The 15,481-nt window shown below is 66.5% G+C and carries 14 protein-coding genes and 1 pseudogene; 5 read left to right on the top strand and 10 right to left on the bottom strand.

What is annotated here, in order from left to right; translation table 11 throughout:
• Nucleotides 1–32: 32 nt before the first annotated feature.
• Both JQT59_RS06880 and JQT59_RS06875 read right to left on the bottom strand, forming a co-directional pair.
• Nucleotides 33–311 (bottom strand): hypothetical protein, encoded by a 279-nt coding sequence (locus JQT59_RS06880; protein ID WP_213575498.1) that lies wholly within the window; start codon nucleotides 309–311, stop codon nucleotides 33–35.
• 298 nt (nucleotides 312–609) lie between these two features.
• Nucleotides 610–916 (bottom strand): annotated as a pseudogene (locus JQT59_RS06875) (DUF4193 domain-containing protein).
• 322 nt (nucleotides 917–1,238) lie between these two features.
• On the opposite strand from JQT59_RS06875, the gene JQT59_RS06870 reads away from it, so the two are divergent.
• Nucleotides 1,239–1,631 (top strand): DUF2267 domain-containing protein, encoded by a 393-nt coding sequence (locus JQT59_RS06870; RefSeq protein WP_213575497.1) that lies wholly within the window; start codon nucleotides 1,239–1,241, stop codon nucleotides 1,629–1,631.
• Between the two features lie 11 nt (nucleotides 1,632–1,642).
• Here JQT59_RS06870 and JQT59_RS06865 read toward each other — a convergent pair whose 3' ends face one another.
• The gene (locus JQT59_RS06865) at nucleotides 1,643–2,698 is read right to left on the bottom strand and encodes a YeiH family protein (protein WP_213575496.1); all 1,056 of its coding nucleotides are present in this window, start codon (nucleotides 2,696–2,698) and stop codon (nucleotides 1,643–1,645) included.
• A gap of 101 nt (nucleotides 2,699–2,799) precedes the next feature.
• Between JQT59_RS06865 and JQT59_RS06860 the strand changes: the two genes are divergently transcribed.
• Nucleotides 2,800–3,705: a LysR family transcriptional regulator gene (locus JQT59_RS06860; protein ID WP_213575495.1), complete on the top strand. Its 906-nt coding sequence runs from the start codon at nucleotides 2,800–2,802 to the stop codon at nucleotides 3,703–3,705.
• A gap of 8 nt (nucleotides 3,706–3,713) precedes the next feature.
• On the opposite strand, the gene JQT59_RS06855 is transcribed toward JQT59_RS06860, so the two are convergent.
• The 3 genes from JQT59_RS06855 to JQT59_RS06845 all read right to left on the bottom strand — a co-directional run bounded on the left by JQT59_RS06855 (nucleotide 3,714) and on the right by JQT59_RS06845 (nucleotide 6,973).
• Nucleotides 3,714–4,445: a sulfite exporter TauE/SafE family protein gene (locus JQT59_RS06855; RefSeq protein ID WP_213575494.1), complete on the bottom strand. Its 732-nt coding sequence runs from the start codon at nucleotides 4,443–4,445 to the stop codon at nucleotides 3,714–3,716.
• A 40-nt stretch (nucleotides 4,446–4,485) separates the two neighbouring features.
• Entirely contained in the window at nucleotides 4,486–5,514 is a 1,029-nt protein-coding gene (locus JQT59_RS06850) for a phosphotransacetylase (protein ID WP_213575493.1), read from the bottom strand.
• A gap of 88 nt (nucleotides 5,515–5,602) precedes the next feature.
• Nucleotides 5,603–6,973 (bottom strand): aspartate aminotransferase family protein, encoded by a 1,371-nt coding sequence (locus JQT59_RS06845; RefSeq protein ID WP_204164849.1) that lies wholly within the window; start codon nucleotides 6,971–6,973, stop codon nucleotides 5,603–5,605.
• A gap of 219 nt (nucleotides 6,974–7,192) precedes the next feature.
• On the opposite strand from JQT59_RS06845, the gene ald reads away from it, so the two are divergent.
• Together ald and pdxR are read left to right on the top strand one after the other, a co-directional pair.
• Nucleotides 7,193–8,314 (top strand): alanine dehydrogenase, encoded by a 1,122-nt coding sequence (gene ald / locus JQT59_RS06840; RefSeq protein WP_213575492.1) that lies wholly within the window; start codon nucleotides 7,193–7,195, stop codon nucleotides 8,312–8,314.
• A 105-nt stretch (nucleotides 8,315–8,419) separates the two neighbouring features.
• The gene (gene pdxR, locus JQT59_RS06835; protein ID WP_213575491.1) at nucleotides 8,420–9,883 is read left to right on the top strand and encodes a MocR-like pyridoxine biosynthesis transcription factor PdxR; all 1,464 of its coding nucleotides are present in this window, start codon (nucleotides 8,420–8,422) and stop codon (nucleotides 9,881–9,883) included.
• 62 nt (nucleotides 9,884–9,945) lie between these two features.
• Here pdxR and JQT59_RS06830 read toward each other — a convergent pair whose 3' ends face one another.
• Genes JQT59_RS06830 through JQT59_RS06820 form a run of 3 tightly spaced genes read right to left on the bottom strand, consistent with a single transcriptional unit; the run spans nucleotide 9,946 to nucleotide 13,300 of the window.
• Nucleotides 9,946–11,550: an amidohydrolase gene (locus tag JQT59_RS06830; RefSeq protein ID WP_213575490.1), complete on the bottom strand. Its 1,605-nt coding sequence runs from the start codon at nucleotides 11,548–11,550 to the stop codon at nucleotides 9,946–9,948.
• The gene (locus JQT59_RS06825; RefSeq protein WP_213575489.1) at nucleotides 11,550–13,046 is read right to left on the bottom strand and encodes a sodium:solute symporter family protein; all 1,497 of its coding nucleotides are present in this window, start codon (nucleotides 13,044–13,046) and stop codon (nucleotides 11,550–11,552) included. The genes JQT59_RS06830 and JQT59_RS06825 overlap by 1 nt, the downstream gene beginning before the upstream one ends.
• Nucleotides 13,043–13,300 carry a DUF3311 domain-containing protein gene (locus JQT59_RS06820; protein ID WP_213575488.1) on the bottom strand — a complete coding sequence of 86 codons (258 nt, stop codon included), beginning with the start codon at nucleotides 13,298–13,300 and terminating at the stop codon, nucleotides 13,043–13,045. Before JQT59_RS06820 ends, JQT59_RS06825 begins: the two co-directional genes overlap by 4 nt.
• 179 nt (nucleotides 13,301–13,479) lie before the next feature.
• Between JQT59_RS06820 and JQT59_RS06815 the strand changes: the two genes are divergently transcribed.
• On the top strand, nucleotides 13,480–14,706 hold the full coding sequence (locus JQT59_RS06815; RefSeq protein WP_213575487.1) for a PucR family transcriptional regulator: 1,227 nt from the start codon (nucleotides 13,480–13,482) through the stop codon (nucleotides 14,704–14,706).
• Here JQT59_RS06815 and JQT59_RS06810 read toward each other — a convergent pair.
• On the bottom strand, nucleotides 14,656–15,411 hold the full coding sequence (locus JQT59_RS06810; protein WP_213575486.1) for a sulfite exporter TauE/SafE family protein: 756 nt from the start codon (nucleotides 15,409–15,411) through the stop codon (nucleotides 14,656–14,658). The two genes, JQT59_RS06815 and JQT59_RS06810, sit on opposite strands and share 51 nt — an antisense overlap.
• Nucleotides 15,412–15,481 lie beyond the last annotated feature (70 nt).

Genomic DNA, 15,481 nt, shown 5'->3' with positions numbered 1-15,481 from the left:
CACCGCGCGGAAATCCAACCGGGTCGCGGCGCTCATTTCATCGCGCCGAGTACAGCCCCGTCTCGGGGCACCAATTCGAACCAGGCGCTGGTGCCGCCGCGGATATGCGGCTCCGGGTAGCACAGGGCCAGCGACTGCGCCTCGAACGCGGTGAACCACTCGTCCCAGGACAGGCGCTCCAACCCGGTGACGGTCCCGAGGAAGTCGATCCGCAACTGGCCCGCACTGTCCCGCGCAGGTGCCCCGTGATGCGCCTGAACCCACCGGCGAATCTCGTCGTGATCGGTGGTGATGTGCGGTGCGATGGTCATCGCGCTCGTCCTCCTCGCGTCCTGCCTGCGTCTCGCCCCCTGCCTACAGGCGTTGCCGTCGGCGCGGTGAACGAAACGTCGAAGCCTGGAATGTTCCGGGGGCTCGAACGCCGCGCGCCGGTAACCGCCGACCGCACCCACGGTGAGCTGGGCTTTTCGCGGCGCCGCCCTCGTCTTCTCGGGGACGGCAGAATCCGATCATAACGACCTTTCATCCCCACTGGCCAGGGCAAAAGGTCACCAGCGCGCACGCCCGGCCGAGACCGCTGTTCCAGGTCCACTGCGGCGGATAGATCGATCAGTCGGCGCAGTCGCGGCAGATCATCCGACTCTCGGTGCGCTCGGCCAACCGGCTACGGTGGTGGACGAGGAAGCAACTGGTGCAGGTGAACTCGTCACTTCGCTTCGGTACCACCTTGACCATGAGCTCTTCACTGGACAGGTCGGCGCCCGGCAGCTCGAACGACTCCATGACATCTGCCTCATCGAGGTCGATGTCGACGTCGGGCGATTGGGGGTTCTTTCCTGGTCTCGAGCTGATCGAGCGACTCTTCGACAAGATCATCCGGACCGCTCAGTCTGGGGGCGTCGTAGTCGGTGGCCATGACCGTTTCTCTCCTTCGTGCAATCACGGTCAACGCTCGCTAAGGCGATAGCTACCCGCCCGGGCGACAGCTAATTGATAACGCCGGGGGACCGACGTTCATGCCCGGGGTAGCTGTGCGACACGGGTTCGCACACACCACGATTCTCGAGGTTTGATGACCAGCTCGGGTGGGTAGGGCGCAAGCATGGCGTCGAAGAGGCTCCCGGACCGAAAACGCTCCATGGATGAGACTCCACCGGCACGTCCGACCGCTGGACCCACGCGAACTCCGGGAACTGGAACGCCCCTTCAAAGACCCACAGAGGAATGGAGGAGCACAGATGAACAAGGAAGAGCTCGTTTCCGCAGTACGCAGCACCGCGGGAATCGATACCGTCGAGCACGGCGAGGCCGCTATACGGGCGACATTGCGGGTGCTCGGCCAGCGTCTGTCCGGTGGTGAGACCAAGGATCTCGCCGCACAGTTGCCGCCGGCGTTCACCGATACCTTGCCCGCCACCGGGCCCGGCGAGCGGTTCGGAGTCGATGAGTTCTACGGAAAGGTCGCCGAGGACGAAGGTCTGGGGTGCACTAAAGAACAAGCCCGTCAGCACGCGCGGGCGGTGCTGGCCGCACTGAAGGCTTCCGTGACGGGCGGTGAGTTCGACGATGTGGTGGCCCAGCTTCCCGACGAGTACGCGGATCTCCTCGGTACCGGACCCGTCCAGCACTGATGCCGCGGTGGTCAAGCGACCAGAAGAACACCGACCAGCGCGATCGAGGCCACCCAGACGGTGGAGATGCCCGCGAGCACGAAGGGCCGCGCACCGACCTTCTTGATCGTGGTGATCTGTACGCCGGCGCCGAGGGCGAACATCGCGGCGGTGAGTAGGGCGGTTTGCACAATCTTGGCCTCGGCGAGCAGGCCGGCGGGCAGCAGCCCGGACGACCGCAGGCCGACGCAGGCGAGGAATGCGAGGACGAAGAGCGGGACGAGCGGTGGCCGCTTCACGTCGGCGTCGGTGCCGGCGAGTCTGCGCTGGCGCACGCTGAGGACGGCCATGACCGGGGCGAGCATGAGGACTCGCGCGAGTTTGACCACCGCGGCGACGCCGAGGGCAGCACCGCCGATCGCGCCGCCCGCGGCGACGACCTGCGCAACCTCGTGGATGGAGCCGCCCGCCCACAGGCCGGCGTCGGTGTCGGAGAGTCCCAGCGCTCGCGACAGCAGCGGAATCGCGGGAATCATGAGCGTGCCGAAGATGACGACGAGCGCGACCGCGGTGATCACCTCTTCCTCGTCGGCGTCGACGACTCCGTCCACCGCTGCCACGGCGGCCGCACCGCAGATCGAGAATCCGCAGGCGATGAGCAGACGCTGGGTCCAGCTGAGGCCGAGCAGCTTGCCCGCGAACATCGTTCCCACGATGCCGAGACAGACAATCGAGACGACCACGACGATAACGCCCCAGCCCAGTCCGAGGATGTCGCTCAGCATCAACTGGAGTCCGAGGAGCGCGATACCCACCCGCAGCAACTTCTTGGCGGAGAACTGCAGTCCCGGGCGCAGGCGTTCGGGCAGATGCACGATGTTCGACAGAACGGCGCCGAGAACGATGGCGATGAGCAGCGGGCTCACCGTCGGAAGGAACCGGCCGACACCCATCGCGGTGCCGGTCGCGACAGCGCACAGCGCCAGACCTGGCACGAGAGTGGCCGTGGCGTTGTGCAGTCGCGGCAGCGTGGCGGTGCTCGGGGCGCGCTGTTCCTCGGACTTCGATTCCCTCAGCTGACTACTCATACGTCTACGGTCGATCAGAATCGACGTCTCCGGTAGCCGTCAGTTCGGCATGGGCACATATCAGATCGATATGTCTTGCGCGCAGGCCATATACTGAATGCATGTCCCGCAAATGGCCCGATTTCGCCGTGCTCGAGTTACTCGTCGGCGTCGACGACCATGGAAGTCTCGGCGCCGCCAGTAGACTCGCTGGAATGGCCCAGCCGAACGCGAGCCGCGCCGTGAAACAACTCGAGCGCCAGTTCGGCATGACACTGCTGCAGCGCAGTCCGACTGGCTCCACGTTGACCCCTCAAGGCACGGTGATCGCGCACTGGGCTCGCCGGGTTCTCTCCGATACCCGCCGACTGCTCGATGTGGCGGACGGATTGCGCGCCGAACGCACCGCCGAACTGACGGTCGCCGCCAGCATGACGGTGGCAGAGCACTTGATGCCGGCATGGCTGGGCCAGTTCCGCAGCCAGCACCCGGACGTCACCATCCATCTGCAGGTGCATAATTCGACGCAGGTATTCGACCGGGTAGCCGGCCGGACGTGTGACGTCGGGTTCGTCGAATCCCCCTCGGTGCCGAGACCCCTGAAAAGCCTCACGGTGGCGCGTGACCGGTTGGTGGTCGTCGTTCACCCCACCCATCCGTGGGCGCGCAGGCGTAAAGCACTAGCCGTAGCCGAGTTGGCCATGACGCCCCTACTCGCCCGTGAACCGGGCTCGGGTACTCGCACCACGCTCGATGTGGCGTTGCAGGAATATGACAGGGCGGCACCGCTCCTGGAACTCGGCAGCGCCGCCGCCATTCGCACCAGCGTGCTGGCCGGGGTCGGGCCGGCGGTGATGAGCACGCTCGCCGTGGCGGAGCAGGTGGAGGCCGGCGAGCTGAAGGTGATCGACGTCGAGGGTCTCGACCTCGACCGCGTACTGCGCGCAGCGTGGCGCGGACCTCGTCAACTCGACGGTCCGGCAGGCGAACTGGTGCGTCTGGTCCGCCGAGTCGGTATCGACCGCTGAGCGCGTGCCTATCCGACGGTGAGGGTCACCGCGCCTGCGGCGATCACCAGCACGATGACGGCAGAGCGGAACACGCCCGGCGGCAATCGCCGGGCAATCGCCAGTCCGATGAGGTTTCCCGCCAAGGCCGCGAGCACGAATACCGGAAGGCGTGGCCAGATCATCGACTCCGTTACCTCGTCGCGAAACCAGAGAACTGCCAACGCCATGACATTGGCGACGATGAAGTAGCCCGCGAGGTCGGCGATGAAGGACAGTGGCGGCAGCCGCGCCCGCATGAGCAGCAGCACGGGGGGTGGTCCGTTGAGAGATGTTGTGGTTCCGAGGTATCCGCCGACGGCCCCGGTGAGCGCCAGCGCCGGGGTCGACGGCGTCCGTGGTGTCTCCGTCCGCACTGGAAGAGCCATGGCGACCCCGCACATCATGACCAGCGCTCCCGCAGCCGGTTTCAAGAACTGCTCCGGCAGCATGCTCAGCGTGACGGCACCCAACCAGGCCCCTGGCAGGCTGCCGGCTCCCAGCAACGCCACTCTGCCCCAATTGATCTGGCTCCGTAGCTGATATGCCGCGCTGAGGCGGGTGACCAGTCCCGCGACGAGGTTCACGAACACCACCTCGGCGACGTCGAATCCGGCCATCAACATGACCGGGGTCGCGATGAGGGCCGTTCCGAATCCGGTGGCGCCACCGATGACCGAGGCAATACCGATACAGAGGGCACCCAGTATCAGCATCGCCATGGTGAATCCCTTCGTTCGGAGGCCTCGGTAACGAGGTCGATCAGGTGGCCAGCGATTGGATCGCACTCACCAGAGACATCAACTCGATGTCGCTGCTGCTGCATCCGCGGGACAGATCGTTCCACGGCGCCGACAGTCCCTGCAGAATCGGTCCCAGCGCTGTTGCGCCACCGAGCCGCTGCGCGATCTTGTATCCGATGTTCCCAGCGTCGAGATTCGGAAATACCAGTACATTCGCGCGGCCCGCGACCCTCGAATCCGGAGCCTTCGACGCCGCGATTTCGGCGACGAGGGCGGCATCGAACTGAAGATCTCCGTCGACGTGCAGGTCCGGGTCGCGCAACCGCACCCGCTGCACCGCCTCGCGGACCTTCTCCACCCGCGGGTGGCTGGCACTGCCCTGCGTGCTGAACGAGAGCATTGCCGCGACGGGCGGCTGCTCGGTGAGCTGGAAGTGGGTGGCGCTTGCGGCCAGGGCTATATCCACCAGTTCGTCGACGGTGGGGTCGGGCACGACGGCGCAGTCGGAGAACGTCAGCTGCCTGCCGTCCGGTAGCAGCATCAGGAACGAACTCGACAGGATACTCGAGCCCGGTGCGAGACCGACGATGCGCAATCCGGCTCGCAGCACGTCGGACGTCGGCCTGCTCGCACCCGCGACGCAGGCATCGACCACTCCCGCGCGTAACGCCGCCGCGGCGAGGCACACCGGGTCGGACAGCGCCGACTCGATCCGATCGGGGTATTCGGCGAATCCCGATTCGACGGCGTCGCGGAGCGCGGGGTCGGCGGCCGCCTCGGCGAGGTCGATGACGAGTTCCTCGGCTAGGGGGATATCCGCAGCCTCGGCGATACGCCGGATAACATCCCGCCGCCCGAACAACCTGGGGGAGACGACGCACTTGTGGTGCAGGTGGTGGGCCGCGCGGATTGCGCGTTCGTCTTCTCCGTCCGCGAGACCGACGACGCGATTCGCCCCTCGCAGGGTGGCGATCCAGTGGTCGATCAGCGACGAATCCTGTACTCGTGCAGTGTCAATGAGTGGTACAGCGGTGACGCTCGGGGCCATGGCCTCGCTCTCCCATCACTACGAAGGGGGTGGCGGTCGTCGAACTCGACGACCGCCACCCGCTGGAACTCGGGGAACGTGTCGTTCCCTACGGCTGAATTGCCTTCTCGATGTCGGTGAGCATGCTGTCGATTCCGTGGAGCAGCTCCGAGAGCACCTCGTCGTCGGCGACGAGCGGTGGCGAAATCATCAGCATCGTGGCACCACGGTCGTCGCCGCGGAGAATGACCTTGGTGCGGGCAAACGCCTCCGGCAGCACCTTGCGCAACACCGTCAGCGACTCCTGCTCGGTGAACTCGCGGCCGCTGTCGCTGTCGGCCATCAGTTCGATCGCGTAGAAGAAGCCGGTGCCGCGCACGTCCTTGACGCAGCGGTGCGCGTTCATCAGCGAGTCGAGTGCCGACCGCAACTTCGGGCCCCGCGCGGTGACGTTGCCCAGCACGTTCTCGTCGCGCATCGCGGTGATGTTGGCGACCGCCACCGCCGTCGACACCGGGTGTCCGCCCCACGTCGCGCCGTGGGTGAATACGCCGCCCTTGGGCGAGTCGTACAGCTCGCGCACCAGCTGCTCGCGGACGATCAGGCCACCGAGCGGGGCGTATCCGGAGGTGGAGCCCTTCGCGAACGTGATCATGTCGGGCACCACACCGGTGAGCCCGTGCCCGAACCAGTGTCCGAGGCGGCCGAACGAGCAGATCACCTCGTCCGAAACGAGCAGGATCCCGTGCTTGTCGCACAGCGCGCGCAGCGCGGGCCAGTACCCGTCCGGCGGAACGAGGGCGCCACGCCCGTTCTGAACCGGCTCGGCGAACACGGCCGCGATGGTTTCGGCGCCCTCTTCCTCGATGACGGCTTCGATCGCGGCGATGCAGTCGAGCTCGTTCGCCGGGCCGCAGTCGCCGAGGTAACCGAGGGTGTTGGGCACGGAGCGAACCCCGGGCAGCAGCGGTCCGAACGGGTCTTTGATCTTGGGCAGCTGTGTCACCGAGAGCGCGCCGAGAGTGGTTCCGTGGTATGCCATCTCGCGGCTGATGATCTTGGTTCGCTGGGGGTTGCCCTGGCTGCGATGGTACTGCCGGGCGAACTTGACGGCCGTCTCCACCGCCTCGGATCCCGAGTTGACGAAGAAGGTCGTCCCGAGATCGCCGGGCGCGAGGTCGGCGATGAGCGCGGACGCCTCGATCGCGGGAATGTGGGCGCTGCCCCAGTTCGAGGCGTACGCCAGCGTCCCGATCTGCTCGCTCGCCGCCTTGGCGATGTCGTCACGGCCGTGACCGATGTTCACGCAGAACAGGCCTGCCAGACCGTCGAGAAAACGGTCCCCCTCGGTGTCGATCAAATAGCTGCCCTCGCCACGAACGAACACCGGGAAGTCGCTGTCCCAGGTGTCCTTGCGGGTGAAATGAGGTCCGAGGTGCCGGCGGGCCCGTGCTCGCAATTCGGTGACGTCCACGACCATCTCCTTCGTTGTCGAATGGCTGTGATCCACACCATACGGATGGCGTGGACCCCAGGTCAGGGCCAGAAGAGCAGTATTCGATGGGTCCAGACTGGTCCCGATAGCCGACGCAAAACTGGTCCTTCTGGTCCCATGCCAGGGTGATCCAGACTTCGTTATCGCCCCGGCACCACGACTTGTGGACGGAGCAGTGATCAGCCCAGCCAACGGAGGTCTCAGATGAGGATCGGTATCCCCAAGGAAGTCAAGAACCACGAGTACCGGGTAGCGGCCACTCCGGCCGGAGTGCACGAACTCGTCACCCACGGACACGACGTGTTCGTGGAACGTGGTGCGGGAGAGGGATCGTCGATCGGAGACGACGCCTATGGCGCCGCGGGGGCAAAGATCCTCGACACGGCCGACGCCGTCTGGCAGAGCGCCGAACTGGTCCTCAAGGTCAAAGAGCCCATCGCGGAGGAATACCACCGGATGCGTTCGGACCTCACACTGTTCACCTACCTGCACCTCGCTGCGGGTGAGGAGTGCACCCGCGCCCTGCTCTCTGCGGGAACCAATTCCGTTGCGTACGAGACCGTTCAACTTCCCGACGGGTCACTGCCCCTACTGTTCCCGATGAGCGAGGTCGCCGGCCGGCTCGCACCACTCGTCGGCGCACAGGCACTCATGCGGCCCGAAGGTGGCCGAGGCGTACTCATCGGCGGGGTGTCCGGGGTGCTGCCGGCCCGCGTCGTCGTCATCGGCGCCGGCGTGTCGGGCATGAACGCCGTCGCGGTCGCCGCCGGCACCTGGGCCGACGTTGTCCTGTTCGACAAGAACGTCGACAAGCTCCGCGCCGCCGATCGGATGTACCAGGGCCGGATCCGCACCCTCGCCGCCAACGCCTACTCCATCGAGCAGGAGGTCATGCAGGCCGACCTCGTCATCGGTGCCGTGCTCGTCCCCGGCGCGAAGGCCCCGAAGATCATCTCGAACTCGCTGGTCTCCCGGATGAAGCCAGGCAGCGTTCTCGTCGACATCGCCATCGACCAGGGCGGATGCTTCGAAGATTCGCGTCCCACCACCCACGCAGACCCCACGTTCCGGGTCCACGACTCGGTGTTCTACTGCGTGGCGAACATGCCCGGAGCGGTGCCGCACACCTCCACGCATGCGCTGACCAACGTCACCCTGCCCTACACGTTGCAGATCGCCGAGAAGGGACTCGCGCGCGCCGCGCGGGAGAACGCCGCTCTCCGCGCGGGCGTCAGCACGGTCGCGGGGCGGCTCACCAACGATGCCGTCGGCGTCGCACTCGGAATCGAGTCGATCGACGTGGAAGAAGGGCTCGACCTCGTCTGATTCCACTCGCCGGCCCGGCATACTGAGGAGTGCTCACCCGAGAACTTCTCGGCGTGCCGGGCCGGCCTCGTCGTCAGCCCGCCGTTGATGTACAGGAGGCGATGCGTGCCGAGAACACTGATCGAGGTCGACCGCACTTCCACCGAGCCGCTCTACCGTCAGGTTCGGCGGGCGATCGAGCACGGCATCGCCAACGGACTCTTCGATCCACGTCACCGCCTTCCGAGCTCCCGCGAGCTTGCCGTCGACCTGGCGATTTCGCGAAACACGATCAATCTGGCCTATCAGGAGCTGATCGCGGAGGGTCTGGTCCAGAGCCATCAGCGGTCGGGCATGTTCGTGAATCCCGACATGATCGAGACCCTGGCATCCGACGCGCGCGCGACCATCCCACGCATCGACTGGTCCACCCGGATAAGGCGTTACGCCGACGTCGACGTTCCGCACATAGAGAAGAATCTCGACTGGCACAGCTATCCCTACCCCTTCCTGGCCGGCCAGATCGACATCCGGAGCTTTCCCGCCCGCGCGTGGGTGCGCTGCCTGCGTGACGCGCTGTATCAACCGCACGCCTACGCGAGCCTTCAGGACAGCGTCGGAGCGGACGACCCGATGCTCATCGACATGATCCGCCAGCACCTGCTGCCGTCCCGCGGAATCGAGGCGAGTGCGGACGAAGTACTCATCACCGTCGGATCACAGCAAGGCCTGGACCTCGTCGGGCGGGTGCTGCTCGGCCCGGAACACCGCGTGGCCATCGAGAACCCGGGCTATCTCGATGCCCGGCACATCTTTCTGCGCACCGGCGCCCAGGTGTACGGCATCGATGTCGACGAGCGCGGCCTGCGCCCACCCGAAACTCTGCGCGGCACCGATCTGATGTACCTGACGCCCAGTCACCATCATCCGACCAATGCGACTCTCGGAATCGACCGGCGTCAGCACCTGCTACAACTCGCCGCCGAATCCGGCACCGTCATCGTCGAGGACGACTACGACAGCGAATTCCGCTATCACGGCAGTCCCAGCCCGGCACTCAAGGCGCTCGACTCCAGCGGCGACGCCGTGTACCTCGGCACCTTCTCGAAGTTCCTGGCACCCGGACTGCGCCTCGGTTACCTCGTCGGGCCCGCCGACCTGGTCCGCGAACTGCGCAATGCCCGCCGATACGTGCTGCGCCACCCACCCGGCCATCAGCAGCGCGCCCTGGCCATGTTGATCGACAGCGGCGAGTACCACCGTGCACTACGACACCACCGCAGCCAGATGAAGCACAAATGGGAACGCCTCTGCGCGGCCGTCGACAAGTACCTTCCATGGCCGCAGGAGTCGTATCCGCCCGGGGGCGTCAGCCTGTGGATGACCGGGCCCGAGAACCTCGATTGCCGGGTCCTGGTGCGCGAGGCGGAAACCCGCGGAGTCCTCATCGAACGGGGTGACATCTTCTACACACAGCCCGTGCCGCCGCGCAACAACTTCCGAATCGGCTACGGAGCGATTCCCCTGCGCTCCATCGAAGAAGGTATCGCGCTCCTCGGCCAGGCGTGCCAGGCGAGTTTCCGCCGGTAGGCCGAACCCGCCCTCGCCTGTTCAGCGAGGGCGGGTCACCAGTTCCGTTTCAACTGATGGGGTCAGCTCACGCCCACCGATTCTCCGTCGATCATGACCATTGTGGGACGCGGTATTTCGGTGGTGCCGGTCGCGAGTTCCCCGAGGCTGCCGTCGAGCGCCACCAGGTCCGCACGACGGCCCGCCGTCAAACTGCCGACACGGGTCTCGTCGTGCACCAGGTACGCGCTGTCGATGGTCATAGCCCGGATCGCGCGATCCACTCCGATCCGCTGGTTTCCGCCGAGCACCGTGCCGCCTCTCGTCATCCTGGTGACCGCGGTCCTGATGGTCGCGAGCGGATCCATCGGGGTGATCGGGCAGTCCGAGTGCAGTCCGAATCGCAGCCCCAGTTCGTCGGCGCAGGCGAGGGGATCCATCGCGGCTGCGCGCTCGGGACCGAGGAACCGGTCGCGGTGGCGATCGCCCCAGTAGAAGACGTGGTTGACGAAGAAACTCACCCCGAGTTCGGCTTCCCGGATCGCGGCCAAATCGCTCGGTGCACTCACCTGGCAGTGTTCGATGCGGTGGCGTCTCACCCGGCCGTCTGTGGCTTGCGCTCTCCTCAGCGAGGTGATCGCGGCACCGACCGCCGCGTCGCCGTTCGCGTGCACGGCGACCTGGCCACCCGCACGATGCACCCGCACAATCATCTCGTCGAGCTGCTCCTGCGGGTAGAGCAAGTCACCGTGATGGCTGGGGTCGCACGCGTACGGCGTGCGGAGTGCGGCGGACAGCCCCTGGATCGATCCGTCGGCCCAGAACTTCGCGCCGGCCAGCCGGAAGCGCGCGCCGGCCGCGAGTGCATGCTCGAACGTGACTCCCCGGTCGTCGAGGGCTTCGAGCGCCATATCGCCGCGTAGGAACCCGACGACGTGCACCGGTAGCTCACCCGACGCGTCCAGCGTGCGGTAGGCGGTCAGCTCCTGCTCGCCGGCCGAGAGACCCACGCCGAGATCGTGGATCGTGGTGATACCTCGCGACCGCGCCGACCGCAGGCTGCGAAGCAGGGCACCGTTCACCTCCTGCCCGGTCAACGCGGGAACCGCCGCGGTGAGCCTCGCCACCGCATCGATTTCCCACGCCATCCCGGTCAGTCGACCGTCGGCGCCGCGAGGGAACAGCGGATCGTCCACCGGCACCGTGGATTCGTCGATGCCTGCGGCCGCGAGCGCGGCGGTGTTGGCGACGGCGAAGTGACCGCAGATGTGCAGCACGATGACCGGCCGGTCGGTGCTGACGGCGTCGAGATCCGTCCGGGTCGGATGCCGGCCCTCGGCGATCTGGGTGTCGTCGTAACCCCACCCCCTGATCCATCCGCTGCCGGTGGCCGCGGCACGCAGCGCCTGCTGGATGTCGGCAATCGACCGGCAGGGTGGTGTCCGGCAGTCGGCCCAGCCGTCGGTGAGGCCGGCGTAGGTGGGGTGGATGTGCGATTCGATGAGTCCCGGGATCACCGTGGCACCGGGCAGGTCGAGGCGGCGGGCCCCGATTCCTGCGTAGTCGGCCATGTCCTTCCTGGTGCCGGTGGCGACCACGTCGGTGCCGTCGATGACCAGCGCTTCGACCGTCGGCGACGACGGGTCCTGGGTGTGAATCGAATCGGCGGTGAGCAGTGTCCTGGACATCAGGCACCCACCTCGCTGCGTGCAGCCGGGGTTCCCACGGCGGCGATGGGCATCCGGCCGTCGGCGCGAAGGCCGCGGATCGGATCGGTGGGTGGCCAGAACACCCGCGTCGACACCACGAAAAGGATGTTGAGAACCAGGGCGGCCGCGCCGAGGTTGACACCGTGCTCGGCGAGCCATGCGGACACGGGGCCGTGCTTGTCGATATATAGCCACAGCACCACGATGTCACCGAGCACCACGCCCATGGCGAGTGCCGACGGGCGCAGTTTCCATCCGAAGACCATCGTCGCGAAGACCACAGCGGCCTGAGTGACACCGTAGTACGCGGTGTTGACCAGGGTCAGCAGGAGCTGAGGTGTCGCGAGGGTGAGCAGGAGCGAGATCGCGAGGTACGCCACGACCACTCCTCGCACCCAGATTCGCTGGCGAGATTCCGGAATCCCCGGAATGATGTTGCGCGACACGATCGCACCGATTCCGAGAGCAGCCCCGCACAGCACCACGATCGCGCAGAGGGCCGCGCCGCCGGCAACGACACCGGTCAGCCAGTCGGGCAGCAGCTGTCGCGACAACTGGAGGAGTACCTGGTCGGATTCCGTTCCCTCGAGCTTGGTCGGCAGCAACGTGATCGCCCCGAAGGCGGCAGCGACGAGGAACGGATACATGAGCATGTACAGGGGATTGAACTTGGCTACCTGCTTGATCGTCGCCTCGGACTTCGCCGCGAGCACGGCCTGCACGATGATCGGGAAGATGAAGAATCCAACCGATTGGAACACGATCGTCGTCAGGACGAAGGTCAGTGACGACCCGGTGACCGTGGAGTGTGAGGCCGAGCCGCCACCACTGGCTGCCGCTGCGGCGAACAGCTTCTCGGTCCCACCGGTCTCGATCACTGCCGCGAGTCCGATCAGGACGGCGCCGAGCAGCAGGGCGGTGTCCTTGACATAGGACACGAATGCGGGGGCGCGCACCCCGGACAGCATGAGGAACAACAGCGCGAGGGCTGCGCCCGCGAATACCGCGACGGTCGGGTCGATGGAGATACCCAGACCGGTCAGCGCGATCTGCAGTCCGGCAAGCTGAAGCTGGCCCCACGGAATGAGGAATACGACCGACGCGATGGCGATCGTCAATTCCAGCCCACGCGAACGGAAGTGGCGTCCGGCGACATCGGGCAACGTCATGGCGCCGTATCTCTTGCCGGCACGCCAGAGGTAGGGCGCGAAGAAGTACCCGATCGGGTAGGCCAGCAGGATGTACCCGATGAACCAGACGCCGTAGCTCGCCCCGTGCGCGTACACGCCGCCGGGGAATCCGATCAGGGTCCCGATGCTGTAGGCCTCGCCCACTCCCAGAATGAAGACCAGCAGCGGACCGAACGACCGGCCACCCACAAGATAGTCGGAGATCTCCTTCTTGCTGCCGCGCCGCGACAGCACGCCTGCCCCGAGGGCGAGGACGAGCACGAGGGTGAAGAAGGCCGCGGTCATGACTGTGCTCCGTTCCCAGCACACGCAGCGGCCGATTCGGCACGCTCGGTAGCTTCGAAGTCTCTGCGGTCGAATAGCTTCCAAGAAAGATGGAGGCACAGCGACGTGAGCGGCATCCACAGGAACAACCACGCGAACAGGATGGGGACTCCGAAGACCGTGGCCGTGGATCCGGCCAGGGCAACGATACCGCCGAGGACCCCGGCGAACGGGACACCTATCGCGAGTAAGGCGCTTTTTGCCTCGTTGGACATGATTGTTTTGTCTCCTATTCCGACTGCGTCCACCGGCGCCGCGGGTTGGGTCCGGTGCCGGTCGACGTGCACTCTGGCACTAGTGTGGTCTGAATCACTCCCTTCGAGCCATGGGCGAATCCCGGAAAACGCCGAGGCGGTTCGTGAATTTCACGGGAGTGCGGAAAACGAGGGAGAGGGTGCCCGAGTCCGTGGGTGAAGACACGATCCAGCGGTTGTGCCGGCGGGTCTCCGAGGAGATCGAGTCGGTGACCGACCGGGCGGTGGGTCAGATCCGCGCCGAGTTGCAGTCGTACGCCGCCGTTCCGATCGACGAGCAGCGTGGATACATCAGCCGACAGCTCGTCGCGACGCTGCACGCACTCGCGGAGAGCGAACCCCTCGCCGACGACGTCCTCGAGCGTTCGCGTCAGCTCGGCCGACGCCGCGCAATGCAGGGATTGCCACTGTCCGACGTCATCGAGACGTACCACATCGCATCCCGCGAATTGTGGAACACGATGGTGGCCGCGGCCGCTGAGCCGACCACCGACCTGCTGCGCGCAGGCGGCATGATGTGGGATCTCGTCCACACCGCCACCAGTGCGGTCGCCGTCGGACACACCGACGCGACCCGAAGCGAACAGGCCATCCGCGCGGGGGTGCGATATCGGTTCTTCGAGGCCCTCGCGAGGTCGGTCGACGGCGACCGCCGTGATGTGCGAGAGCTGGCGGAGGCGCTGGGGTTCACACCACAGCACGAGTTCCAAGCGGTGTGCGTCGCTGCGGAGGAGTGGTCGGAAGCGCAGCTCGAACGGCTGCAACGCATCTTGGACACGATCCCGGGGACGACTCAATGCAGTGGGCACGGCGCCGTCATCATCGCCCTGAGCCAGCGCGCACCGGTTGATGACATCATCCGGGAGGTCCGGCTCGGCCACCCGGGCACCACGGTCGGAATCGGATTGGCCCGCGCCGGCCTGGCCGGCGCGGCGATGAGCATCACGGACGCGCGCCGGGTCCTGCATCTGGCCTCGCCTACCGGCGAGGTGGTCCGTTTCGCCGACGAGTGGGTTGCCGCCACCCTGGCCGACCATCGCGACGAACTCGCCACGCTGCTGGAGCCCGGTGTCACCGTCGCCGCGGACCATCCGCACCTCGTCGAGGCGGTTCTGGCGTTCGCCCGTAACGGGTTCTCCATCAGTGCGGCCGGGCGGGACATTCATCTGCATGCCAACTCGATCACCTACCGGCTGGATCGCTGGCAACAGCTGACCGGCTGGGATCCTCGGACTCTCGACGGCCTGCAGCGGTCGGTGTCGAGTCTGAGACTGTTCCAGCATGATTCGGGCAATTCGAAGCCCTGGGAAATACGATCAGCGCAACGCCACCTGCACGAGGACGGCGGCGCCGAGGAAGCCGAGTAGCCACAGCACCCGTTGGCGGACCTGCTGGGCGGTGGTGCGGTCGAACAACCATTTTCCCGCGGCTGCGCCGAACATACAGAGCGGCGTGAACAAGGCGATCTGCGCCAGGACGGGAACCGTGAGGAGACCACCAGCAGCCGAGCCGGCGGCGCCGAACGCGTCGATGACGAGAAAGAACACGACGAGCGAGGCACGCCCGGCCGCCACGTGGGAGGACGCGGAAAAATACATCAGGACGGCGGGTGGACCACCGAGGGCGAAGCCGCCGTTGAGGAGGCCGGACGCCACGCCCGTCACGGTCGTCGCGCCGGGGCCGGGCAGTGACTGGCGGTCGGGGACGGCGGCCATCGCGACGGCGGAGCCTATGATCGCCACACCCAGGAGCACGCGCACCAGGTCACCGGACAGCTGTGTGAGCGCCCACATCCCGAGCGGCATGCCGATCAGGGTGCCGACGAACAACCAGCGCAACGACTTCCAGTGCACCTGCCGCCACACCTGGGGCAGCATCGCTGCACTCGCGACGACCTCGAGGACGAACACGGTGGGGATCACCGACGTCGGCGGGAGCAGGACGACGAGTCCCGCCACCCACACCATCGCACCACCGAAGCCACCGAAACCGCGGACTACGCCGCCGGCCACCACGATGCCGAGCGCAAGGAGGAGGGCGGGCAGCGACAGATCCCACACCGTTGCCGCCATACCCTGTTGCACCGCTTCCGTTCGCCGTTGTCCCCGTCAGAAGTGTGGGGGTCGCGGCGGCGAAGCGACA

The organism is Rhodococcus sp. USK13 (genome assembly GCF_018343855.1).
Lineage (GTDB): Bacteria > Actinomycetota > Actinomycetes > Mycobacteriales > Mycobacteriaceae > Rhodococcus_F > Rhodococcus_F oxybenzonivorans.
The sequence above is the reverse complement of the archived record's forward strand: the minus strand, read 5'-3'. Positions and strand labels throughout refer to the sequence as shown.